The organism is Quadrisphaera sp. DVD1 (genome assembly GCF_058932755.1).
Genome location: NZ_JBZYWI010000028.1, coordinates 1 through 21,842 on the forward strand (window position 1 = coordinate 1; position 21,842 = coordinate 21,842).

The 21,842-nt window shown below is 75.1% G+C and carries 20 protein-coding genes, 1 pseudogene and 2 riboswitches; of the genes and pseudogenes, 14 read left to right on the plus strand and 7 right to left on the minus strand.

The window, feature by feature from the left end; genetic code table 11:
* A pseudogene (locus AC5FZL_RS05110) lies at window positions 1-210 on the minus strand (tripartite tricarboxylate transporter substrate binding protein); the annotation flags it as partial.
* Window positions 211-407: 197 nt separating this feature from the next.
* On the opposite strand from AC5FZL_RS05110, the gene AC5FZL_RS05115 reads away from it, so the two are divergent.
* From AC5FZL_RS05115 to sucD, 4 genes are all read left to right on the plus strand, one after another.
* Window positions 408-1,256 (plus strand): carbon-nitrogen hydrolase family protein, encoded by an 849-nt coding sequence (locus AC5FZL_RS05115; RefSeq protein WP_493617489.1) that lies wholly within the window; start codon window positions 408-410, stop codon window positions 1,254-1,256.
* Window positions 1,253-2,686 (plus strand): APC family permease, encoded by a 1,434-nt coding sequence (locus AC5FZL_RS05120; RefSeq protein WP_493617490.1) that lies wholly within the window; start codon window positions 1,253-1,255, stop codon window positions 2,684-2,686. Before AC5FZL_RS05115 ends, AC5FZL_RS05120 begins: the two co-directional genes overlap by 4 nt.
* Before the next feature lie 125 nt (window positions 2,687-2,811).
* A complete protein-coding gene (sucC, locus tag AC5FZL_RS05125; RefSeq protein ID WP_493617491.1) occupies window positions 2,812-3,990 on the plus strand; it encodes an ADP-forming succinate--CoA ligase subunit beta in 1,179 nt (392 codons plus the stop codon).
* A gap of 15 nt (window positions 3,991-4,005) precedes the next feature.
* Window positions 4,006-4,899: a succinate--CoA ligase subunit alpha gene (gene sucD / locus AC5FZL_RS05130; RefSeq protein ID WP_493617492.1), complete on the plus strand. Its 894-nt coding sequence runs from the start codon at window positions 4,006-4,008 to the stop codon at window positions 4,897-4,899.
* Window positions 4,900-4,929: 30 nt separating this feature from the next.
* On the opposite strand, the gene AC5FZL_RS05135 is transcribed toward sucD, so the two are convergent.
* Window positions 4,930-5,382, minus strand: coding sequence for a hypothetical protein (locus AC5FZL_RS05135; RefSeq protein WP_493617493.1), 453 nt, complete (start codon window positions 5,380-5,382; stop codon window positions 4,930-4,932).
* Window positions 5,383-5,427: 45 nt separating this feature from the next.
* On the opposite strand from AC5FZL_RS05135, the gene purN reads away from it, so the two are divergent.
* Together purN and purH are read left to right on the plus strand one after the other, a co-directional pair.
* A complete protein-coding gene (purN, locus tag AC5FZL_RS05140) occupies window positions 5,428-6,051 on the plus strand; it encodes a phosphoribosylglycinamide formyltransferase (protein ID WP_493617494.1) in 624 nt (207 codons plus the stop codon).
* A complete protein-coding gene (gene purH, locus AC5FZL_RS05145; RefSeq protein WP_493617495.1) occupies window positions 6,048-7,661 on the plus strand; it encodes a bifunctional phosphoribosylaminoimidazolecarboxamide formyltransferase/IMP cyclohydrolase in 1,614 nt (537 codons plus the stop codon). The genes purN and purH overlap by 4 nt, the downstream gene beginning before the upstream one ends.
* Window positions 7,662-7,688: 27 nt before the next feature.
* Here the strand turns inward: purH and AC5FZL_RS05150 are convergent, their stop codons facing one another.
* Entirely contained in the window at window positions 7,689-8,678 is a 990-nt protein-coding gene (locus tag AC5FZL_RS05150) for a LacI family DNA-binding transcriptional regulator (protein WP_493617514.1), read from the minus strand.
* A gap of 126 nt (window positions 8,679-8,804) precedes the next feature.
* The gene (locus AC5FZL_RS05155; protein WP_493617496.1) at window positions 8,805-10,502 is read right to left on the minus strand and encodes a RecQ family ATP-dependent DNA helicase; all 1,698 of its coding nucleotides are present in this window, start codon (window positions 10,500-10,502) and stop codon (window positions 8,805-8,807) included.
* 60 nt (window positions 10,503-10,562) lie between these two features.
* On the opposite strand from AC5FZL_RS05155, the gene AC5FZL_RS05160 reads away from it, so the two are divergent.
* The 4 genes from AC5FZL_RS05160 (at window position 10,563) to purT (ending at window position 14,679) form a co-directional block, all read left to right on the plus strand.
* Window positions 10,563-10,859 carry a DUF3017 domain-containing protein gene (locus tag AC5FZL_RS05160; RefSeq protein WP_493617497.1) on the plus strand — a complete coding sequence of 99 codons (297 nt, stop codon included), beginning with the start codon at window positions 10,563-10,565 and terminating at the stop codon, window positions 10,857-10,859.
* A 68-nt stretch (window positions 10,860-10,927) separates the two neighbouring features.
* Window positions 10,928-11,016, plus strand: a riboswitch (SAM riboswitch).
* A gap of 12 nt (window positions 11,017-11,028) precedes the next feature.
* A complete protein-coding gene (locus AC5FZL_RS05165; protein ID WP_493617498.1) occupies window positions 11,029-12,480 on the plus strand; it encodes an LLM class flavin-dependent oxidoreductase in 1,452 nt (483 codons plus the stop codon).
* A gap of 31 nt (window positions 12,481-12,511) precedes the next feature.
* On the plus strand, window positions 12,512-13,426 hold the full coding sequence (locus AC5FZL_RS05170) for an AEC family transporter (protein ID WP_493617499.1): 915 nt from the start codon (window positions 12,512-12,514) through the stop codon (window positions 13,424-13,426).
* 17 nt (window positions 13,427-13,443) lie between these two features.
* On the plus strand, window positions 13,444-14,679 hold the full coding sequence (gene purT, locus AC5FZL_RS05175) for a formate-dependent phosphoribosylglycinamide formyltransferase (protein WP_493617500.1): 1,236 nt from the start codon (window positions 13,444-13,446) through the stop codon (window positions 14,677-14,679).
* A 7-nt stretch (window positions 14,680-14,686) separates the two neighbouring features.
* Here the strand turns inward: purT and AC5FZL_RS05180 are convergent, their stop codons facing one another.
* Window positions 14,687-15,169 (minus strand): tRNA (cytidine(34)-2'-O)-methyltransferase, encoded by a 483-nt coding sequence (locus AC5FZL_RS05180; protein ID WP_493617501.1) that lies wholly within the window; start codon window positions 15,167-15,169, stop codon window positions 14,687-14,689.
* A gap of 173 nt (window positions 15,170-15,342) precedes the next feature.
* Between AC5FZL_RS05180 and AC5FZL_RS05185 the strand changes: the two genes are divergently transcribed.
* Entirely contained in the window at window positions 15,343-15,579 is a 237-nt protein-coding gene (locus AC5FZL_RS05185; RefSeq protein WP_493617502.1) for a ribbon-helix-helix protein, CopG family, read from the plus strand.
* Window positions 15,580-15,628: 49 nt separating this feature from the next.
* On the plus strand, window positions 15,629-16,843 hold the full coding sequence (locus tag AC5FZL_RS05190; protein ID WP_493617503.1) for an NADP-dependent isocitrate dehydrogenase: 1,215 nt from the start codon (window positions 15,629-15,631) through the stop codon (window positions 16,841-16,843).
* Between the two features lie 93 nt (window positions 16,844-16,936).
* Here AC5FZL_RS05190 and AC5FZL_RS05195 read toward each other — a convergent pair whose 3' ends face one another.
* Window positions 16,937-17,647: a DsbA family oxidoreductase gene (locus AC5FZL_RS05195; RefSeq protein ID WP_493617504.1), complete on the minus strand. Its 711-nt coding sequence runs from the start codon at window positions 17,645-17,647 to the stop codon at window positions 16,937-16,939.
* A 136-nt stretch (window positions 17,648-17,783) separates the two neighbouring features.
* On the opposite strand from AC5FZL_RS05195, the gene AC5FZL_RS05200 reads away from it, so the two are divergent.
* Entirely contained in the window at window positions 17,784-19,355 is a 1,572-nt protein-coding gene (locus AC5FZL_RS05200) for a metallophosphoesterase family protein (protein WP_493617505.1), read from the plus strand.
* 16 nt (window positions 19,356-19,371) lie between these two features.
* Here AC5FZL_RS05200 and purU read toward each other — a convergent pair whose 3' ends face one another.
* The gene (purU, locus tag AC5FZL_RS05205) at window positions 19,372-20,229 is read right to left on the minus strand and encodes a formyltetrahydrofolate deformylase (RefSeq protein ID WP_493617506.1); all 858 of its coding nucleotides are present in this window, start codon (window positions 20,227-20,229) and stop codon (window positions 19,372-19,374) included.
* A 40-nt stretch (window positions 20,230-20,269) separates the two neighbouring features.
* Here purU and AC5FZL_RS05210 point away from each other — a divergent pair, with 40 nt between their 5' ends.
* Window positions 20,270-21,691, plus strand: coding sequence for a glucose-6-phosphate dehydrogenase (locus tag AC5FZL_RS05210; RefSeq protein WP_493617507.1), 1,422 nt, complete (start codon window positions 20,270-20,272; stop codon window positions 21,689-21,691).
* A gap of 38 nt (window positions 21,692-21,729) precedes the next feature.
* Window positions 21,730-21,818: riboswitch (ZMP/ZTP riboswitch) on the plus strand.
* Window positions 21,819-21,842 lie beyond the last annotated feature (24 nt).

Below are 21,842 nucleotides of genomic sequence, written 5' to 3' on the forward strand. Positions count from 1 at the left end.
GACGCCGGCGCTGCCGACGGCGGCACCGGCGCGCTCCTGGGAGGCGAGGGTGACCACGACGCGGGTGAGCCCGTCGGTGGAGCCGGTCTCCTCCCAGGCGTTCACCGCCTCCAGGCGCTGCGGGCCGGTCGTCGCCACGGCGACACCACCACCGGCCAGCGCCGCGGCGCAGGCCGCCGCGACCGCTGCTCGTGCCCTGGTCCTCGTCATGGGCGGAGCGTGGCGGTGACGGGGAGTGACTGTCGATGACCCGTGAGCCGTGGAGGTCTCGAACGGCCCAGCAGGGCGGCGGGCGTCACCCCGGCGGCCCAGCGGCCCCGCGGCGCGCGGGCGCGGCGCGGGGCCGCTGGGCCGCCGATCGGAGCCAGGGGGCTCACAGGGCCGTCGGCGTCCGCCAGGATGCAGCCATGACCGTCCTGCGCATCGCGCTCCTGCAGGGATCCGCGGCCCTCGGGGACGTCGCGGCCAACCTCGCCCAGGTCGACGCCCGCGCCGCCGAGGCCGCGGCTGCTGGCGCCCAGCTGCTGATCACGCCCGAGATGTTCCTCACCGGGTACGAGCTCGGCGACGAGACCGCCGCGGCAGCTGCTCGCGCCGAGGGCGAGGTCCTCCCCGGCGCCGCCGAGATCGCCCGCCGGCACGGCATCGCGCTGCTCGTCGGGCTGCCCGAGCTGGACGGCGCCGGACGGGTCGTCAACACCGCCGTGCTGCTGGACGAGCGCGGTGAGGTGGTGGGGCGGCACGTGAAGACGCACCTGTTCGGGGCGGTGGAGCGCGAGCAGTTCACCCCCGGCGAGCGCGGGGTGACCCTCCTGGCCCTGCACGGGGTGAGGATCGCGGTGCTCATCTGCTACGACGTCGAGTTCCCCGAGGTGGTGCGCGCCGCCGCGGCGGCAGGGGCCCACCTGGTCGCCGTGCCGACCGCGCAGATGGAGCCCTTCTCCTTCGTCGCCGAGACCGTCATCCGCACCCGCGCGTGGGAGAACCAGGTCTACGTCGCCTACGCCGACCACACCGGCAGCGAGCGCACCCTGAGCTACGTCGGGCGCAGCAGCGTGGTCGCGCCCAGCGGCGAGGTGCTCGCCAGCGCCGTGGACGGCGACGCGCTGCTGCTGGCCGACGTGGACACCGCCGTGGTCGAGGCCGGCCACCGCGACAACCCCTACCTCGCGGACCGGCGCCTGGACCTGCACCCCGGGCCCGCGCTCCAGGCCGCCCTCCACCTCTCCGACGACACGGACGGACACCGCGCATGAGCTCCACGCCCAGCACCACCACGACCCCTGCCGGCCCACGGCTGTCGGGCCACCTCGGGGTCGCCGCGATCGTCTTCATGGTCATCGCGGCGGCGGCGCCGCTGACCGTGATCGGCGGCAACGTCGCGCTGTCCATCTCCCTGGGCAACGGCGCCGGCGCCCCCGCGGGCTTCCTCATCGCCACGGTGGTGCTGCTGCTGTTCTCGGTCGGGTTCGTGGCGATGACGCCGCACGTGCACCAGGCCGGCGCCTTCTACGCCTACGTGGCCCGGGGCCTGGGGGACCGCGCGGGCCTGGCCACCGCGTTCCTCGCCCTGGTGACCTACACCGCCATCCAGGTCGCCGTGTGGGGCTACCTCGGCGGTGTCGTGCGCGACCTGGTCGCCCGCTACGGCGGTCCCGACGTGCCCTGGCCGGTCTGGACGGCGCTCGTGCTGCTGGTGGTCGCCGCCCTCGGCCACCGGCACATCGACCTGAGCGCGAAGGTGCTGGGCGTCGCGCTGGTGGCGGAGATCCTCATCGTCGTCGCCATGGACCTGGCCATCATCGCCCGCGGCGGGGCCGAGGGGCTGTCCCTGTCGCCGTTCTCGCCCGCGGAGGTCTTCTCGGGCCCGCTCGGCATCGCCGTGCTCTTCTCGGTCACGGGCTTCATCGGCTTCGAGGCCACCGCGGTCTTCCGCGACGAGGCCCGCGACCCCGAGCGGACCATCCCGCGGGCCACGTACCTGGCCGTCACGATCATCGGCGTCTTCTACACCGCCTCCAGCTGGGCGATGGTCGAGGCCTGGGGCAACACGGGTGCGGTGGAGGCGGCGACCTCCGACACCGGGGGGTTCATGCTCAACACCGCGGAGACCTACGTCGGCACCGTGCTGCGCGACGTCATGGAGGTCCTGCTCGTCACCAGCCTCTTCGCCTGCGTCCTGTCCTTCCACAACGTCGTGGCCCGCTACCAGTTCACCCTGGCCCGGCGCGGCGTCCTGCCGTCCGCCCTGGCCACGGTGCACCCGCGCCACCACTCGCCCTCGACCTCCTCGCACGTCCAGAGCATCACGGCGGCGGTCCTGGTCGCCCTGTGCGCCGTCCTGGGCCTGGAGCCGCTGGTGCAGGTCTTCTCGGCCTTCGCCGGCATCGCCACCCTCGGGATCGTGCTGCTGATGGGCCTGACCACCGTGGCGGTGCTCGTCTTCTTCGTCCGCCACCCGGCGGACGGGGGCGGGCGGGTGCTCACCACGCGCGTCGCCCCGGTGCTCGCCCTCCTCGGCCTCCTGGCCACGCTGTACCTGGTGGTCTCGAACTTCCCGCTCGTGGTCGCCGGCAGCGTCGGTCTCGCCGTGGCCCTCGGGGCCGTGCCCGTCCTCGCCCTCGTCGTGGGGGCCGTGGCCGCCGGCCGGATGCGCGCCCGGGGCGCCGGCCTGCTGCAGGACTGAGCCCGCTGGACGTCCACGGCCCCGGCTCGGGGCCGTGGACGTCCACCACTACGCTCGACCTGCCGGCGCGGATGCCAGAGCGTCCCGCCGCGGACGACCGCACGCCGCCGACGGAGGGCCATCACGTGGACCTGTACGAGTACCAAGCCAGGGACCTGTTCGAGGCCCACGACGTGCCGGTGCTGCCCGGCCTCGTGGCCACCACGCCCGCGGAGGCGCGCGCCGCCGCCGAGCAGCTCGGCGGCACCGTCGTCGTCAAGGCGCAGGTGAAGGTCGGCGGGCGCGGCAAGGCCGGTGGGGTCAAGGTCGCCAAGACCCCCGACGAGGCCGAGCAGCACGCCGCCGCGATCCTCGGGATGGACATCAAGGGCCACACCGTCCACCGCGTGATGGTGGCCGCCGGAGCGGCGATCGAGGAGGAGTACTACGTCTCCCTCCTCCTGGACCGCGCCGAGCGCCGCTACCTGGCGATGGCCAGCGTCGAGGGCGGCGTCGAGATCGAGCAGCTCGCCGTCGAGCGCCCCGAGGCGCTCGCCCGCGTCGCCGTCGACCCGGCCACCGGCATCGACGAGGCCAAGGCCGCCGAGATCGTCGCCGCCGCCGGGTTCGGCGAGGACGTGGCGCCCCAGGTCGCCACGGTGCTGCAGCGCCTGTGGGACGTCTACCGCGAGGCCGACGCCACGCTCGTCGAGGTCAACCCGCTGGTGCGCGTGACCGACGGCCGCGTGATCGCCCTCGACGGCAAGGTCTCCCTCGACGAGAACGCCGCCTTCCGCCAGCCGCTGCAGTCCGAGCTCGCCGACGACACGGCCACCGACCCGCTCGAGGTCAAGGCCAGGGCGGCGAACCTCAACTACGTCAAGCTCGACGGCTCCGTCGGGATCATCGGCAACGGCGCCGGCCTCGTCATGAGCACCCTGGACGTCGTGGCCCAGGCCGGTGAGGAGTTCGGCGGCGTCAAGCCCGCGAACTTCCTCGACATCGGCGGCGGCGCCTCCGCGGAGGTGATGGCCGCCGGGCTGGACGTCATCCTCGGCGACCCGCAGGTCCGCAGCGTCTTCGTCAACGTCTTCGGCGGGATCACCGCCTGCGACGCGGTGGCCAACGGCATCGTCTCCGCCCTCGAGCTGCTCGGCGACGAGGCCTCCAAGCCGCTCGTCGTGCGCCTGGACGGCAACAACGTGGTCGAGGGCCGGCGGATCCTCGCCGAGGCCGCCCACCCCCTGGTGACGGTCGTCGACACCATGGACGGCGCGGCCCGCGCCGCCGCCGAGCTCGCCGCCCGCACCGACAGCGCCGCCTGAGAGGACTGGACAGACATGGCGATCTTCCTGACCAAGGACAGCAGGGTCCTCGTCCAGGGCATGACCGGCTCCGAGGGCCGCAAGCACACCCAGCGGATGCTGGCCTCGGGCACCGACGTCGTCGGCGGCGTCAACCCGCGGAAGGCCGGCACGACCGTGGAGTTCGACGGCGGCGTCCAGGTGCCCGTCTTCGGGTCCGTGGCCGAGGCCGTCGAGGCCACCGGCGCCGACGTCTCCGTGATCTTCGTGCCCGCCGCCGCGACGAAGGCCGCCGCGCTCGAGGCGATCGACGCCGCGGTGCCGCTCGTCGTCGTGATCACCGAGGGCGTCCCGGTGAAGGACTCCGCGGAGCTCCTCGCCCACGCGCTCGACAAGGGCACGACCCGGATCATCGGCCCGAACTGCCCCGGCCTCATCACCCCGGGGGAGTCCAACGCGGGCATCATCCCGGCCGACATCACCCCGCCCGGGCGCATCGGGCTGGTCAGCAAGTCCGGCACGCTGACCTACCAGATGATGTACGAGCTCGCCGACTTCGGGTTCTCCACCTGCGTGGGCATCGGCGGCGACCCGATCATCGGGACCACGCACATCGACGCCCTCGCCGCCTTCGAGGCCGACCCCGGCACCGACGCGATCGTCATGATCGGCGAGATCGGCGGTGACGCCGAGGAGCGCGCCGCGGCCTACATCCGCGAGCACGTGACCAAGCCGGTCGTCGGCTACGTGGCCGGGTTCACCGCTCCCGAGGGCAAGACCATGGGCCACGCCGGGGCGATCGTCTCCGGGTCCTCCGGCACCGCCGCCGCCAAGAAGGAGGCGCTCGAGGCCGCTGGCGTCAGGGTCGGCCGCACGCCGTCCGAGACCGCGGCGCTCATGCGCGAGGTCATGAAGGGGATCAGCGCCTGATCCCCGCGCGGGTCGCCGCTGCCCGGCCGGTCACCGGCCGGGCAGCCACGACTCGAGCGAGCGCTGGAAGTCGTCCTGGCAGGCGCGCTCGGCGCGGTCGGTCAGCGCCGACGCCTGGCAGCGCTCGAGGTCGGCGGTGAGCGGCCACACCGCCAGCAGCAGCAGCTGCACCCCCAGCACCAGCGCCGTGGCCACCAGGCCCAGGGAGAGCACGACGATCGCGCCCGCCCCGGCCGAGGCGCGGGCGGCGGACCGCAGCGCCATCACGCCGACCACGAGCCCCAGCACGACGAAGACCAGCCCGCCCAGGCGCCACGGCAGCGGCAGGGACATCGCCACGAGCCCGGCGACCACCAGCAGCCCGAAGCGCAGCGCCAGCCTGGCGGTCTCGACCGCCGCGCCGCGGTCGTCGCCCGGGGCCGCGGTCGGCGGCGGGGCGAGGGGTCGCCGAGGACCCCCGGGTGGTGCGGACCGGTCGCTCACGTGCCCTCCACGGCGTCGTTCGTCTGATCGCTATCGTCTCCGACCGTGACGAGCGCCCGCAGACCGCCCTCCCCGGCGCGGCTGGTCGTGCTCGCCTCCGGTGCCGGCACGCTGCTGCAGGCGCTCCTGGACGCCGCGGGGCGCGCGCCGTTCACCGTCGAGGCCCTGGTCTGCGACCGGGCGGGCGCGCCCGCGCTGGAGCGCGCCGCTGCCGCCGGCGTCGCGACCGCGGTGCTGTCGCCGGCCGACGCCCCCGACCGGGCCGCCTGGGACGCGCGGCTGGCCACCGCCCTCGCGGCGCTCGAGCCCGACCTCGTGGTGTGCGCGGGGTTCATGCGGGTGCTGGGCCCGGCGGTCCTCGAGGCCCTGGGCGGGCGCATCGTCAACACCCACCCGTCCCTGCTGCCGGCGTTCCCCGGCGGTTCGGCCGTGCGCGACGCGCTGGCGCACGGCGTCCGCGTCACCGGCTGCACGGCCCACCTGGTCGACGCCGGGGTCGACACCGGGCCCGTCCTGGCCCAGCGCGCCGTCGAGGTCCTCGACGGCGACGATGAGGCCGCGCTGCACGAGCGCATCAAGGTCGCCGAGCGCAGCATGCTCGTCGACGTCCTCACCCTCATGGTCCGCTCCGGGTGGACCGTCACCGGCAGGAAGGTCACCTTCGGATGAGCACCCCTGGTCCCCAGCCCGACGCGGTGCGCGACCCGGTCAGGCGCGCGCTGGTCAGCGTGTCGGACAAGTCCGGGCTGGCCGAGCTCGCTCGCGGCCTGCACGAGGCCGGCGTCCGGATCGTCTCCACGGGCTCGACGGCGACCGCGATCGCCGCGGCCGGCGTGCCGGTGACGGCCGTCGAGCAGCTCACCGGCTTCCCCGAGAGCCTCGGCGGGCGCGTGAAGACGCTGCACCCGCGGGTGCACGCCGGGATCCTGGCCGACCGCCGCGACCCCGAGCACCGCCGCCAGCTCGTCGACCTCGGCATCGAGGCCTTCGAGCTGGTCGTGGTCAACCTCTACCCCTTCGAGGCCACGGTGGCCTCCGGCGCCGAGCCGGAGGAGTGCGTGGAGCAGATCGACATCGGCGGCCCGGCGATGGTGCGCGCGTCGGCGAAGAACTCCGCGAACGTCGCGGTGGTCACCGACCCGGGCGACTACGCGGCGGTGCTGGACGCCGTCCGCGCCGGGGGCACCACGCTGGCCCAGCGCCGCGCCCTGGCCGGCCGGGCGTTCGCCGCCACGGCCGCCTACGACGCCGCGGTGGCCACGTGGTGGGCGCAGTCGCTGGCCAGCGAGCAGCTCGAGGACGACGCCGACGCGCCCGGCTTCCCGGCCTTCCTCGGCGCCGCGTGGACCCGCGGGACGGTGCTGCGCTACGGCGAGAACCCCCACCAGAGCGCGGCCCTGTACGTCGGCGGCGCCACGCTGGGCGGCGGCGAGGGGCTGGCCACGGCCGAGCAGCTGCACGGCAAGGAGATGTCGTACAACAACTACGTCGACGCCGACGCGGCCCGCCGCGCCGCCGCCGACTTCGCCGAGCCGGCGGTGGCGATCATCAAGCACGCCAACCCGTGCGGGATCGCCGTGGGCGCCGACGTCGCCGAGGCCCACGCCAGGGCCCACGCCTGCGACCCGGTCTCCGCCTTCGGCGGCGTGATCGCCGCGAACCGCCCGGTGACCGTGGCGATGGCCGAGCAGGTGGCCGAGGTCTTCACCGAGGTCGTGGTGGCCCCGGACTACGAGCCCGGCGCGCTCGAGGTGCTCACCCGCAAGAAGAACGTGCGCCTGCTGCGCTGCCCCCTGCCCGCGCCGGGCCCGCGCACCGAGGTGCGCCCGGTCAGCGGCGGGCTGCTCGTCCAGGACGCCGACGTGCTCGACGCCGCCGGCGACGACCCGGCGGCCTGGCAGCTCGCGGCGGGCGAGGCGGCCGACGCCGCGACCCTGGCCGACCTCGCCTTCGCCTGGCGCGCGGTGCGCGCGGTGCGCTCGAACGCGATCCTCCTGGCCAGGGGCGGCGCCGCGGTGGGCGTCGGGATGGGGCAGGTCAACCGGGTCGACTCCTGCCGCCTCGCCGTGGCGCGCGCGGGGGAGGAGCGGGCGCGGGGTGCCGTGGCGGCCTCGGACGCCTTCTTCCCCTTCGCCGACGGCCTGCAGGTGCTCACCGACGCGGGCGTGCGCGCCGTGGTCCAGCCCGGGGGGTCCGTGCGCGACGACGAGGTGGTCGCGGCGGCCTCGGCCGCCGGCATCACCCTCTACCTCACCGGAGCGCGCCACTTCGCGCACTGACGCGGAGCGCCCCGCCGCCCCGCCGCCTCAGCGGCGGGGCGGTGCCGAGCTGTCGCGGACCACGAGCGCGGTGGCCAGCTCGACGCGGGGGGTCTCCACGGTCTCGCCGTTGACGAGCCGCAGGACGGCGCGCGCGGCCACCATGCCCATGTCCGCCAGCGGCTGGCGCACCGTGGTCAGCGGCGGCGAGGCCCAGCGCGCGAGCGGGAGGTCGTCGAAGCCGACCACGCTGAGGTCCTCGGGCACGCGCAGCCCGAGCTGGCGGGCGGCCTCGTAGAGGCCGAGGGCCATCTGGTCGCTCGCGGCGAAGACGGCGGTGGGCGGGTCGGGCAGGGCCAGGAGGCGCTGACCGGCCCGGAACCCGGACTCGTGGTCGAAGTCGCCGACGACGACGAGGTCGGGGTCGACCGCCAGCCCCGCGCTCTCCAGGCCCGCGCGGTAGCCGTCGAGGCGGGCCCGGCTGCACCACAGCCCCGGCCTGCCGCCGACGTGCGCGACGCGCCGGTGGCCCAGGCCGATGAGGTGCTCGGTGGCGCTGAGGCCCCCGGCCCAGTTCGTGGCGCCGACCGTGGGCACGTCGAGGTCCGGCACCCCGGCGGGGTCGACCGCGACCGCCGGCACGTGCAGGCTCCGCAGCTCCTCGTGCAGCGACGGGTCGAGGGCGGAGGTGACGAGGATCGCCCCGTCGCTGGCCCGGGCCCGCAGGTTCTCCAGCCACTGCCGCGTGGAGCTCGCCCGGCGGTGGATCGCCGAGACCACGGTGCCGGCGCCCGCCGCGTGGGCGGCCTCCTCGACGCCGCGGATGATCTCGACCGCCCAGGGGCTGTCGAGGTCGTTGAAGACCAGGTCGATCAGCCAGGCGCGGCCCTGCGGGCGCGGTCCCCGGCGCTGGTAGCCGTGCTCGCGCAGGAGCTGCTCGACCCGCTCGCGGGTGCGCGGCGCGACGTCCGACCGGCCGTTGAGGACCCGGGAGACGGTCGGGACCGAGACGCCCGCCTCGGCGGCGATCGTCTCCATGGTCACCGCGCGGTCGGGCGCGCGGTCGTGCACGCGGTCGTGGGTCTCGGGCACGGCGTCCTCCTCGTCAGGCCCGCCAGCGTAGGGGCGCCGGGCCTCGCGTGGGGGGACCGCCCGCCGGGAGGCCTAGTCCTCCGCCCGCTCGAGCAGGCCGTTCTCCTCGACCGCGCTCAGGGCGAGGGTGCGGTAGCCCTGCTGCTCGAAGAGCACCGTGAGCCGGTCGCCCTCGGGTCGCATGACCACGCCGGCCCCCCACTGGGCGTGCACCACGCGCGTGCCCACGGGCCAGTCTGCGCCGCCGTCCCCGGCCCCGGCCCCGGCGGCAGCGGTCGCCGTCCCGGAGCGGCACGTGTCGCAGCGACCGCACGGCTCGGCCAGGTGCTCGCCGAAGTAGCCGAGCAGGAACTGGCGCCGGCAGCCGGTGGTCTCGGCGTACCCGCGCAGCATCTCCAGCCGGGAGCGGTCCATCCGCTGGCGGGCCTCGGCGACCTCCAGGGCCTCGGCCACGGCCTCGCGCACGGGGGTGCCGTCCTCCGCCCAGGCGAGCGCGCGCCCCTCCGCCACCTCCACGGCGTCGGCCTGCTCGAGGAGGTTGACGGCGCTGGTGAGCCGGCTGGCGGACAGGTCCAGCTCCTCCCGCAGCTCGGGGGCCGTGACCGCTCCGTCGGCGTCCCGAACGGCGCTGGCCACCGCCGTCAGCACCTCCTGGTCGGGCCCGCCGCGGCCGAGGAAGCGCTGCAGGCCCAGGTCCTCGGGGCGGTAGAACAGCGTGGCCAGCGCCGGCTCGCCGTCCCGGCCCGCCCGACCGACCTCCTGGTAGTAGCTGTCGAGGGAGTCGGTGATCGAGGCGTGGAGGACGAAGCGCACGTCCGCCTTGTCGATGCCCATCCCGAAGGCGGAGGTGGCGACCACGACGTCGAGGTCGCCGGCGAGGAAGGCCTCGTGCACCCACTCGCGCTCGTCGGCCCTCATGCCCGCGTGGTACGCCTCCACGTCGAGGCCGAGGTGGGACAGCTCGTCGGCGTAGGCCTCGGCGTCCTTGCGGGTGGCCACGTAGACGAGCCCCGGCTTGGCCGACGTCGCCGCGCGCAGCACGACCTCCCGGCGCTTCTCGGCGTCGTCGGCGGTGCGCACGACCTCGAGGAAGATGTTCGGCCGGTCGAAGCCCTGGACGACGAGGTGGGGGTCGCGCATCCGCAGCCGCTGGACGACCTCGTCGCGCACCGGCGGTGCCGCGGTCGCCGTGAGCGCGACCGTCGTGGGGTGGCCGAGCTGCTCGATCACGTCGCCCAGGCGCAGGTAGTCGGGTCGGAAGTCGTGCCCCCACGACGAGACGCAGTGCGCCTCGTCGACGACGAACAGCGAGGGGCCCAGCGCCCGCAGCCGCTCCAGGACGTCGTCGTTGGCCAGCTGCTCGGGTGCGAGGAAGACGAACTCGGCCGTCCCGGAGGCGAGCGCCTCCCAGGCCCGGGTGGTCTCGGTGCGGCGCTGCGCGGAGTTCACCGCCACGGCGTCCGCGGTGCCGGTCCCGGCGAGGTGCGCGACCTGGTCCTGCTGGAGGGCGATCAGCGGGGAGACGACGACCGTCGGTCCGTCGAGCGCCAGCGCGGCGAGCTGGTAGACGGCGGACTTGCCGTGGCCGGTCGGCATCACCACGAGGACGTCGCGGCCCGCGACGAGGTGCTCGACGGCCTCGAGCTGGCCGGGGCGCAGCTCGCTCCAGCCGAAGCGCTCGGCGGCGATGGCCGAGAGCTCCTCGGCGGAGGGCGCGTCGGTGGCGTCGGGGGCGGGCGCGGGGTCGCGGGGCGCGGTGTCGCGGGGCACGGGGGCGGTCGTACCCAGCCTCCCCACCCCCGAACCCCCGGCCGGGCTAGCCTGCCCCGCGTGGCCCAGGGCGAAGCGCGCAGCACCGAGGCGGTGAGGGCGCCGCGACCCCGGGCCCTGGTCCTCATCGGGGCGGGGATCGTCCTGGCCGCGCTGGCGGGCGCCCTGGTCTCCTTCCGCCTCGCCGGGGTCGTGCTGGCCGCCGTGCTGGCGGGCGCGGCGATCGCCCGCCTGGTGCTGCCGGTGGCGGCGGCCGGGCCGCTGGCGGTGCGCTCGCGGGGCGTGGACGTCGCGACGTCGGGGCTGCTGGCCCTGGGCGTGGCGCTGCTGGCGCTCACGGCTCCCGACGGCGGCTGACCCGGCTGGAGCACCGGGGACGGGGCGGTCCGGATTGACGCCCGCGACCGGCCGGGGTTTGCTGTCGGCACCCATCCAGAGCGGCCGAGAGACCTGGCTCGTCGACGCCGCAGCAACCTCGCTCGTGCAGAGGTGCTCCCGCCAGGTCCGATGAGACCGGAGGACCCCCGTGGGTCAGCGCATCATCCTCAACGCCTTCGACATGACCTGCGTGACCCACCAGTCCGCGGGCACCTGGCGCCACCCCGACAGCCAGGCCCACCGCTACAACGACCTCGGGTACTGGACCGACCTGGCGCGCCTGCTGGAGCGGGGCCGCTTCGACTCCCTCTTCATCGCCGACGTGGTCGGCGTCTACGACGTCTACCGCGACAGCGTCGCCCCGTCCCTCATCGACGCCGCGCAGGTGCCGGTCAACGACCCGTTCGCGCAGGTGCCGGCCATGGCCGTGGTCACCGAGCACCTCGGCTTCGGGATCACCAGCGCCCTGACCTACGAGCAGCCGTACGCCCTCGCCCGGAAGTTCTCGACCCTCGACCACCTGACCGGCGGGCGGGTGGCCTGGAACGTCGTCACCAGCTACCTCAACAGCGCCGCGGTCAACCTCGGGTACACCCAGCAGATCGGCCACGACGCCCGCTACGACATCGCGGAGGAGTTCCTCGACGTCACCTACAAGCTGTGGGAGGGCTCGTGGGAGGACGGCGCCGTCGTGCGCGACCGCGAGCGGGGCGTCTACACCGACCCCTCGAAGATCCACCCGATCGGCCACCGCGGCGAGCACTACTCCGTCCCCGGCATCCACCTCTCCGAGCCGAGCCCCCAGCGCACCCCGGTGATCTTCCAGGCCGGGGCCTCGCCGCGCGGCCGGGCGTTCGCGGCCAAGCACGCCGAGGGGGTGTTCATCAGCCCCGCCACGGTCGCGCAGGCGCGCGCCACGAGCGACGACATCCGCGACCGGGCCGAGGCGGTCGGCCGCTCGCGCGACTCGGTGAAGATCTTCGCGCTCGTCACCGTCATCACCGCCGAGACCGACGAGGCCGCGCGCGCCAAGCACGCGGAGCTGCTCTCCTACGCCTCGGCCGAGGGGATGATGGCCCTGTACGGCGGCTGGACCGGCATCGACTTCTCCCAGTACGACCCCGACACCCCGCTCGTGGAGGTCGAGAACGACAGCCTGCGCTCGGTGCTCGCCTCCCTCGCCACCATCGACGCCGAGCGCCGGTGGACCCCGCGCGACATCGTCGAGCAGCGCAGCGTGGGCGGCATGGGCCCGGTCGTCGTGGGGTCCGCGCAGACCGTCGCCGACGAGCTCGAGCGGTGGGTCGACGAGGGCGGCGTGGACGGCTTCAACTTCGCCTACGCCGTCACCCCCGGGACGTTCGTGGACCTCGTGGAGCTCGTCGTCCCGGAGCTGCAGCGCCGCGGCCGCGCCCGCACCGAGTACGAGGGCAGCACCCTGCGCGAGAACCTCTACGGACCGGGCCGGGTCTTCGCCGAGGACAGCCACCCGGCCCGCCGCTACCGCGGCGCCTTCGCGGGCGGTCGGAGCGCGCTCGACGGCACGCTGCCCTCGAAGATCGCCGACGGCGCGGAGGAGGCCGCGACCACCGGGTCCTGACGGCTGCCATGCTCCTCGCCGTGACCGCCCGATGACCGGAGTCCTGTCCGGGTTCGCCGTGGTCGCGTGCGTCGTCGCGGTCGGCTGGGTGGTCGGCCGCACCGGCGTGCTGGGCCCGCAGGGCCAGGTGGTGCTGGCGCGGCTGGTGTTCTTCGTCGGCACGCCGGCGCTGCTGCTCCAGACGCTGTCCTCGGCCGACGTCCACGAGGTCCTCTCCCGCGCGCTCGTGGTCTCCGCGTCCGCCGCGGTGGTCAGCGCGCTGGCCTTCGCGGCCGTGGCCCGCCTGCTGTGGCGGCGCGGCGTCGAGCACGTCGTCGTGGGGGCGCTGGCCTCCAGCTACGTCAACGCCGTCAACCTCGGCATCCCGATCGCGGTGTACGTGCTCGGGGACGCCACGGTCGTCGCCCCGGCCCTGCTGTTCCAGCTCGCCGTGCTGGCGCCGCTGGCGATCACCGTGCTCGACGCGCGCGCGGCCGGCGCGCGCCGCCTGAGCCCCGCCCACGCGCTGCGGCCGCTGCGCAACCCGCTGCTGCTGGCAGCGGGCGCCGGCATCGTGCTCGGCCTGCTGGACGTCGAGCTGCCCGCCCCGGTGGCCGACCCCCTGGCGCTGCTCGCCGACACCGCGGTGCCCAGCGCCCTGCTGGCCTTCGGGCTCTCGCTGGCCGGCGGGACGCGGGTGCGCCTCGGCGGCCCCGACGTGTGGCTGGCCGTGGCGCTCAAGCTCGTCGTCCAGCCGGCCGCCGCCTGGGCGGTCGCCTCGCTGCTGGGCCTGGAGGGGACCGCGCTGCTCGGGGTGGTGCTCGCCGCGGCCCTGCCCACGGCGCAGAACGTCTTCGTCTACGCGGTGCGCTACGACCGGGCGGTGGCGCTCGCGCGCGACGCCGTGCTGCTGACGACGGTGCTCTCGCTGCCGGTCCTGCTAGTGGTCGCCCTGCTCCTGGGGTGAGCGCCTAGCCTTCCGCCATGGTCACCCTCGGCACGCCGCTGTCCCCGGACGCCACCCGCGTGATGCTCCTCGGAGCCGGCGAGCTCGCCAAGGAGGTGCTCGTCGCCCTCCAGCGCCTGGGGGTGGAGACCATCGCCGTCGACCGCTACGCCGACGCGCCGGGCCAGCAGGTGGCCCACACCGCCCACACGCTGACCATGAGCGACCCCGAGCAGCTGCGCGCCGTCATCGAGGCGGAGGCCGCGAAGGGGCCGCTCGTGGTGGTCCCCGAGATCGAGGCCATCGCGACGTCCGTGCTCGTCGACGTCGAGGCCGAGGGCCCGGTGCGGGTCACCCCCACCGCCCGCGCCGCCCGGCTGACGATGGACCGCGAGGGCATCCGCCGGCTCGCCGCCGAGGAGCTCGGGCTGCCGACCAGCGACTACCGCTTCTGCGACTCCGCCGCCGAGCTGGCGCAGGCCGCCGCCGAGGTCGGCTTCCCCTGCGTGGTCAAGCCCGTCATGTCCAGCTCGGGCAAGGGCCAGAGCACCCTGCACGGGCCCGACGACGTCGAGGAGGCGTGGCGGTACGCCATGGCCGGCGGCCGGGTCGACCGCGGCCGGGTGATCGTCGAGGCGTTCGTCGACTTCGACTACGAGATCACCCTGCTGACCGTGCGGGCCCGCGGCGCCGACGGCGAGGTGCAGACGGCGTTCTGCGCGCCGATCGGCCACCGCCAGGAGCGCGGCGACTACGTGGAGAGCTGGCAGCCGCAGCCGATGTCGGCCCGCGCGCTGGAGCGGGCGCAGGAGGTGGCCGCGGCCGTCACCGGCGACCTCGGCGGCCAGGGCGTCTTCGGCGTGGAGCTCTTCGTGCGCGGGGACGACGTGTGGTTCAGCGAGGTGAGCCCGCGCCCCCACGACACCGGGCTGGTCACCCTGACCACCCAGTGGCAGAGCGAGTTCGACCTGCACGCCCGGGCGCTGCTGGGGCTGCCCGTGGACACCTCCCTGCGCACTGCCGGTGCCAGCGCCGTCGTCTACGGCGGCGTGGAGGGCGACGCGGTCGTCTTCGACGGGGTGGACGCCGCCCTGGCCGTGCCGGGAGCGGACCTGCGGCTGTTCGGCAAGCCCACGAGCACGTCCCGCCGCCGCCTCGGCGTCGCCCTGGCGCGGGCCCTGGACGGCGACCCCTCGGACGAGCCCGAGCCCCTCGCCGCGGTGCGGGCCCGAGCCGCCGAGGCGGCCTCCCGGGTGGTGCCGCGCCTGCCCTGAGCGGGAGTCACTCCCCGCCGGGGAAGCCGTGCTGGCGCCAGGCCTCGTGGACGGCGATCGCGGCCGTGTTCGACAGGTTCAGCGACCGCCGGCCGGGCACCATCGGCACCCGCAGCCGGTCCGTCACCTGGGGGGCGTGCTGGACCTCGGGCGGCAGGCCGACCGACTCGGGCCCGAACAGCAGCACGTCGCCGGGGCGGTAGGCGACGTCGGTGTAGCGGGTGGTGGCGGCCGTCGAGAAGGCGAAGACCCGGCCGAGCTCGCCGCCGCCCGCCTCGGCCAGCGCCGCCCAGGCCGCGTCGAGGTGGTCGTGCACGTGCACCCGGGCGAGGTCGTGGTAGTCCAGGCCGGCGCGGCGCAGGCGCGGTTCGTCCATGGAGAAGCCGAGCGGGCCGACGAGGTGGAGCGTGGCGCCGGTGCAGGCGGCCATCCGGATCGCGTTGCCGGTGTTGGGCGGGATCTCGGGTCGGTAGAAGACGACGTGGAACACGGCGCCACCCTGCCACCGCGCTCGCGGCACGCCCTGGGGGTCCCTCTCCCGGTGCTGGGCTTTTCGTCGGACACAAAGCCCAGCACCGGGACAGGCAGCCCTGGGGGCCTGGCCGTCCACAGGGCGGCGCTCCCGGCCCGCCCAGCGCCGCCGCACTGGGCCATCGTGGAGCCGTGACTCCCACCGACGAGCAGTGGCTCCGGCTGCTGCTGGCGATCGAGGCCCTGCCGTCACGGGGCCGTCCCGCGGTGGGTGGGGCTCGGGCCCGGCGCGGCGGGGGAGGCGCCTCGCCCCGACTGGCGGTGCGGCTGCCGGAGGAGCTGCGGGCCCGGCTCGAGGCACGGGCGCGCGGGCGGGGCGTGCCGGTCTCGCAGGTGGTGCGGGAGGCCCTGGAGGCGCATCTGCGCTGAGGCGATACCTTGACGTCGAAGCACTGCCCGACGGAGGACAGGAACGCGCATGGCCAAGATCAAGGTCGAGGGCACGGTCGTCGAGCTCGACGGCGACGAGATGACCCGGATCATCTGGCAGTTCATCAAGGACCGCCTGATCCACCCCTACCTCGACGTCGACCTCGAGTACTACGACCTCGGCATCGAGCACCGCGACGCCACCGACGACCAGGTGACGATCGACTCCGCGAACGCGATCAAGCGGCACGGCGTCGGCGTCAAGTGCGCCACCATCACGCCGGACGAGGCGCGCGTGGAGGAGTTTGGCCTCAAGAAGATGTGGCGGTCCCCGAACGGGACGATCCGCAACATCCTCGGCGGCGTGATCTTCCGCGAGCCGATCATCATCAGCAACATCCCGCGGCTCGTGCCGGGCTGGACCAAGCCGATCATCGTCGGCCGCCACGCCTTCGGAGACCAGTACCGGGCGACGGACTTCACGTTCCCCTCGGCGGGCACGCTCACCGTGACCTTCACCCCGACCGACGGCTCCGCGCCGATCGAGCACGAGGTGTTCCAGGCCCCCGGCGCCGGCGTGAGCCTGTCGATGTACAACCTCGACAGCTCGATCCGCGACTTCGCCCGCGCCTCGCTCAACTACGGGCTGGCCCGGGGCTACCCGGTCTACCTGTCGACGAAGAACACGATCCTCAAGGCCTACGACGGCCGCTTCAAGGACATCTTCGAGGAGGTGTTCCAGGCCGAGTTCAAGGACCAGTTCGCGGCTGCGGGCATCACCTACGAGCACCGGCTCATCGACGACATGGTCGCGGCCTCCCTCAAGTGGGAGGGCGGGTACGTGTGGGCCTGCAAGAACTACGACGGCGACGTGCAGTCCGACACCGTCGCGCAGGGCTTCGGCTCCCTGGGGCTCATGACCTCGGTGCTGACCACGCCCGACGGCGCGATCGTCGAGGCCGAGGCGGCCCACGGCACGGTGACCCGGCACTACCGCCAGCACCAGCAGGGCAAGCCGACGTCGACGAACCCCATCGCGTCGATCTTCGCGTGGACCGGCGGCCTCAAGCACCGCGGCAAGCTCGACAGCACCCCGGAGGTCACCGGCTTCGCCGAGGCGCTGGAGCAGGTCTGCATCGAGACGGTCGAGGCCGGCACGATGACCAAGGACCTCGCGCTGCTCATCGGCCCGGACCAGCCGTGGGCGACCACGGAGGGCTTCCTCGCCGCGCTCGACGAGAACCTGGCGCGCAAGCTCGCCTGAGCCGCCAGCAGCCAGCACGACGGAGGCGCCGCCCCGGTCCCCTCACGGGAACGGGACGGCGCCTCCGGTGCGTCCGGCGCCAGGTGGCGGCGGTCAGACCGCGCAGCCCTCGGGCCCGCAGGCGCTCGCGTCGTCGCCGGTGCCCACGAGGGTGAGGGGCTGGCTCTCCGACCACGCCCGCTCGAGCACGGCGAGGAACTGCTCGGCCGGCTGCGCCCCGGCGATCCCGTAGCGGCGGTCCACGACGAAGAACGGCACGCCGCGCGCGCCCAGGGCGGCGGCCTCGGCCTCGTCGGCGCGGACGGCCTCCACGAGCCGGCCCTCGGCGAGCACCGCGCGGACCTCGTCGGCGTCCAGCCCGGCCTCGGCGCCCAGGCGCACGAGCACCTCGCGGTCGCCCACGGCCTCGCCCTCGGTGAAGTACGCCCGCATCAGCCGCTCCTTGACGGCGTCCTGCACCCCGCGCTCACCGGCGAGGTGGATCACCTGGTGGGCGTCGACGGTGTTCGCGGGCACGGCGCGCTCGAAGTGGTACTCCAGGCCCTCGGCCGCGGCCGTCGCGGTCGTCGAGTCGAGCATCTCCTGAGCGCCCTCGAGGGTGGTGCGGAACTTGGCCGCCAGGGACGGAGCGAGCCCGCCGGCCTGCCCGGGGCGGCCGGAGGTGGCCGTCGGGTCCAGCTCGAACGCCTTCCACTCCACCTCCACCTCCTCCGCGTGGGGGAAGCGGGACAGCGCGTCCTCGAAGCGGCGCTTGCCGATGTAGCACCACGGGCAGACGACGTCGGACCAGATCTCGACCTTCACGACCGGCTCAACCCGCGCGGGCGGGCGGGTGTTCCGCCCTCAAGGCGGGCCGGGCGGCGCCGATGGGCCGTCCGTGGACAGGGCCCTCGCGCACCGGGCGCGCTGGAGCGCGCCTGCGGCGACCTAGGGTCTTCGCGTGGATCCCGAGACCGCGGCCGGCCCCGCGGCCGACGCCGTGGTGGAGCTGGAGGGCGCTCCCGAGCCCGCACCGGCTCCCCGGCGCGGGCGCCTCGTGGCGCGCTGGGCCGCGGTCGTCCTCGTCGCGCTGCTGGCGGGCGGCGCCGCGATGGCGGGGCTGGGCGGCACCGAGCAGCAGGTCGGGCCGGTCGACGTCCGGCTGGCGCTGGTGCCCTCCTGGCACGGCGGCACCCGGGTCGAGGTGCCGCCGCTCGGCGACCTCTCGCTCGACACCCACGCCGGCCCGGTCGGGCTGCGGGCCACCGTCACCGGCATCCGCGTGGAGGACGTCCAGGCGCTGCTGTCCGGCGGTGCCACCCGGGCGCAGGTGGGCGAGGAGATCGCCGCCGACCTCCGCCACGGGCTCCAGGTGCTGGTGCTCCGCTCGGCGCTCGTGGCGCTGGTCGCCGCCGGCGCGGCCTGCGGAGCCCTGTTCCGGGGCTGGCGCGCAGCCCTGGCCGCGGTCGGCACCACGGCCGTCGTGCTGGCCGGCTCCGGCGCCGCGGCCGCGGCCACCGCGCGCCCGCAGGCGCTGTCGGAGCCGACGTACACCGGTCTGCTCTCGCAGGCGCCCTCGCTGGCCGGGAACCTCACCGACATCGGCGGCCGCTTCGACAGCTACCGCGCGCGCGTCGCGACCCTGGCCGGCAGCGTCTCCCAGCTCTACGCGACGCTGTCCGGCCTCCCCGACGACCTCGGGGGCGAGCAGGACGACGTCCGCGTGCTGTGGGTCTCCGACGTCCACAACAACCCCGAGGCCTACAGCATCATGCGCACCCTCGTGGAGCAGTTCGACGTGCAGGCGGTGGTCGACACCGGGGACTCCACCGACTTCGGCACCGCCGCGGAGGCGTCCCTGCTGGACCCGATCGCGAGGATGGGCGTGCCCTACCTGTGGGTGCGCGGGAACCACGACTCCGAGGGCGCGACCCAGGCGGCCCTGGCCGCCTTCCCGAACGTCACGGTCCTGGACGACGGCGCGGTCGCCGAGGTGGCGGGGCTGCGCTGGGCCGGGACGGGAGACCCCACCTACAGCCCGAGCTCGCTCGTGGAGGTGGCGGGCTCGCGCGACGCGCTGACCGCGGCGGGGGAGGAGCTCGCCGCGGCGCTCGAGGACGCCGAGGAGGCGGGCGAGCCCGTGGACGTGGCGGTGGTCCACGAGCCGCGGATGGCCGACCCGCTCTTCGGCGCCGTGCCCCTCGTGCTCGACGGGCACGTCCACGAGCGCCGGCACCGGGTGGAGGACGGCACGCTCGAGCTCACCCAGGGCTCCTCCGGCGGCGCCGGGCTGCGCACCCTGGAGGACGACGCCCCGCTGCCGCTGCAGATGTCGGTCCTGCGCTTCGACCCGGACGACGGCGCGCTGCTGGCCGTCGACGACATCACCGTCGGCGGCGTGGGGGAGCGCTCGGCGACGGTGGAGCGCCACGCGGCGGCGTCCTACCTGGCCGAGGCCGACCCGGACGAGCAGGTCGACCCGGGGTCGCTGACCCCGTGGGAGGGCCGCGCCAGCGGCGACGGCGGCAGCTGAGCCGGCCGCCGGGCCGTCAGCGGAAGACCACGGTGCGGTGGCCGTCGAGCAGCACCCGGTGCTCGGCGTGCCAGCGCACGGCGCGGGCGAGCACCTGCGCCTCGACGTCCTGGCCGATCGCCTGCAGCTGGGCGACGTCCATCGAGTGGTCCACCCGCTGGACGTCCTGCTCGATGATCGGGCCCTCGTCGAGGTCGGCGGTGACGTAGTGCGCCGTGGCCCCGATGATCTTGACGCCGCGCTCGTGCGCCTGGGCGTAGGGCCGCGCGCCCTTGAAGCTGGGCAGGAACGAGTGGTGGATGTTGATCGCGCGCCCGGCGAGCGCCGCGCACAGCTGCGGGGACAGGATCTGCATGTAGCGCGCGAGCACCACGAGCTCGACGTCGAGGGAGTCCACGAGCTCCAGCAGGCGGGCCTCGGCGGCCTCCAGGGTCCCGGGCACCGAGCGGTCGACGGGCAGGTGGTGGAACGGGACGCCGTAGAACTCCGCCAGCGGCGCGAGGTCGGGGTGGTTGCCCACGATCGCCGGCACGAACACGGGCAGCGTGCCCGAGCGCTGGCGGAAGAGCAGGTCGTTGAGGCAGTGGCCGGCCCGGCTGACCATGACCAGGGTGCGCAGCGGGCGCCCGAGCAGGTCCAGGTCCCAGTCCATCGCGAAGCGCTGCGCCACCGGGGCGAACGCCTCGTGCACCGCCGGGAGGTCGGCGTCCACGTGCACCTGCACCCGCATGTGGAAGCGCCCGGTGCCCGGGTCGCCGAACTGCTGGCTGTCGCTGATGTTGCCGCCGAGCTCCGCCAGCACGCCCGTGACGGCGTGCACGATGCCGGGGCCGTCGGGGCAGGACAGGCTCAGGACGTACGCCGGGGTGGTCACGAGCGGCGAGGGTAGCCGTAGGCGGCTTACGGTTCACCGTGTGAGCGACACCGCTGGAGCACCCACCGCCCCCACCGTCTTCGTCCTGTACGGCGCCACCGGCGACCTGGCCAAGCGCCTGGTCATGCCCGGCTTCGCCGCCCTGGCGGCCGCGGGCCTGCTGCCGGAGCGCTGGCTCCTGGTCGGCAGCGGCCGCCGCGCCATGGCGGACGCGGACTACCGCGACCACGTGCTCGCGGGCCTGCGCGAGTTCGGCAAGGACGTCTCGGACGCCGTCCTGGAGGAGGTCGGCGCCGGGCTGCGCTTCGCCGGCGGCGGGTTCAGCGAGGAGGACGCCGGCGAGCTGCTCGACGTGCTCGCCGCGGCGCGCGAGGAGCTCGGCGGGGACGTGCAGGTGGTGCACTACCTGGCGCTGCCGCCGTCCACCTTCGAGGCCTACACCCGCGCGATCGCGAAGCACGGTCTGGCCGACGGCTCCCGGGTGGTCTACGAGAAGCCCTACGGCACCTCCCCGGAGTCCTTCGAGGAGCTCGACCGGCTCGTCCAGTCGGTCTTCGACGAGGAGCAGGTCTTCCGGATCGACCACTTCCTCGGCAAGGAGGCGACCCAGCAGCTGCACGTGCTGCGCTTCGCCAACCGGCTCTTCGAGCAGGTGTGGAGCGCCGAGCACGTCGCCCAGGTGCAGATCGACGTCCCCGAGACCCTCGGCGTCGACGAGCGGGCGCAGTTCTACGACGCGACCGGCGCGACCCTCGACATGCTCGTCACCCACATGCTCCAGGTGGCCGCCGAGGTGGCCCTGGAGCCGCCGGCGGGCTCGGACCCCACGGCGCTGCAGGAGGCCCGCGAGTCGGTGCTCGCCGCCTTCCGCCCGATCGACCCCAGCGAGGTCGTCCTCGGCCAGGGCGTGGGCTACCGCGACCTCGACGACGTCGAGGACGGCTCCAGCACCGACACCTTCGTCGCCGCGCGGGTGTGGGTGGACACCGACCGCTGGCACGGCGTGCCGTTCCTGCTGCGCACCGGCAAGAAGCTCGCCGAGAGCCACCAGCACGTCACCCTCGTGCTCAAGGAGCCCGAGTCGGGCGTCCACGGCTCGGGCGCGCCCGAGACGATCACGTTCACCCTCAGCGGCAACGGCAGCGTCTGGGCCGGGGTGACCGCCCGGCGTCCGGGGATCTCCGACGACCTCGTGCCGGGGCGCCTCTACCTCGACCTCGAGGACCTGCCCAACGCCGAGCCGCTGCCGCCCTACGCGGCGCTGCTGCGCGACGTGCTCATCGGCGACCGGGCGCTGTTCACCAGCTCGGCCGGCCTGCGCGACGCCTGGCGCGTGGTCACCCCGCTGCTCGAGCACCGCCCCGACCTCCAGCCCTACGAGCCCGGCTCCTGGGGCCCGGAGGCGGCGGAGGAGCTCGCCGCCCCCTACGGCTGGCTGACCCAGGTCGGCGCCCACCGCTGACGCCGGTTCGCGGCGCCGCCCGACCGCTGCACTAGGCTGGGCGGCGCCGCGACTGGCGAGAGGTGGGTCACCACCGGGGAGCGGCGCACGAGCACCGACCGTCGGGTCGTCCGCCTGGGCCCGACGGCGACGTCCTCCGCCGTGCCACGCC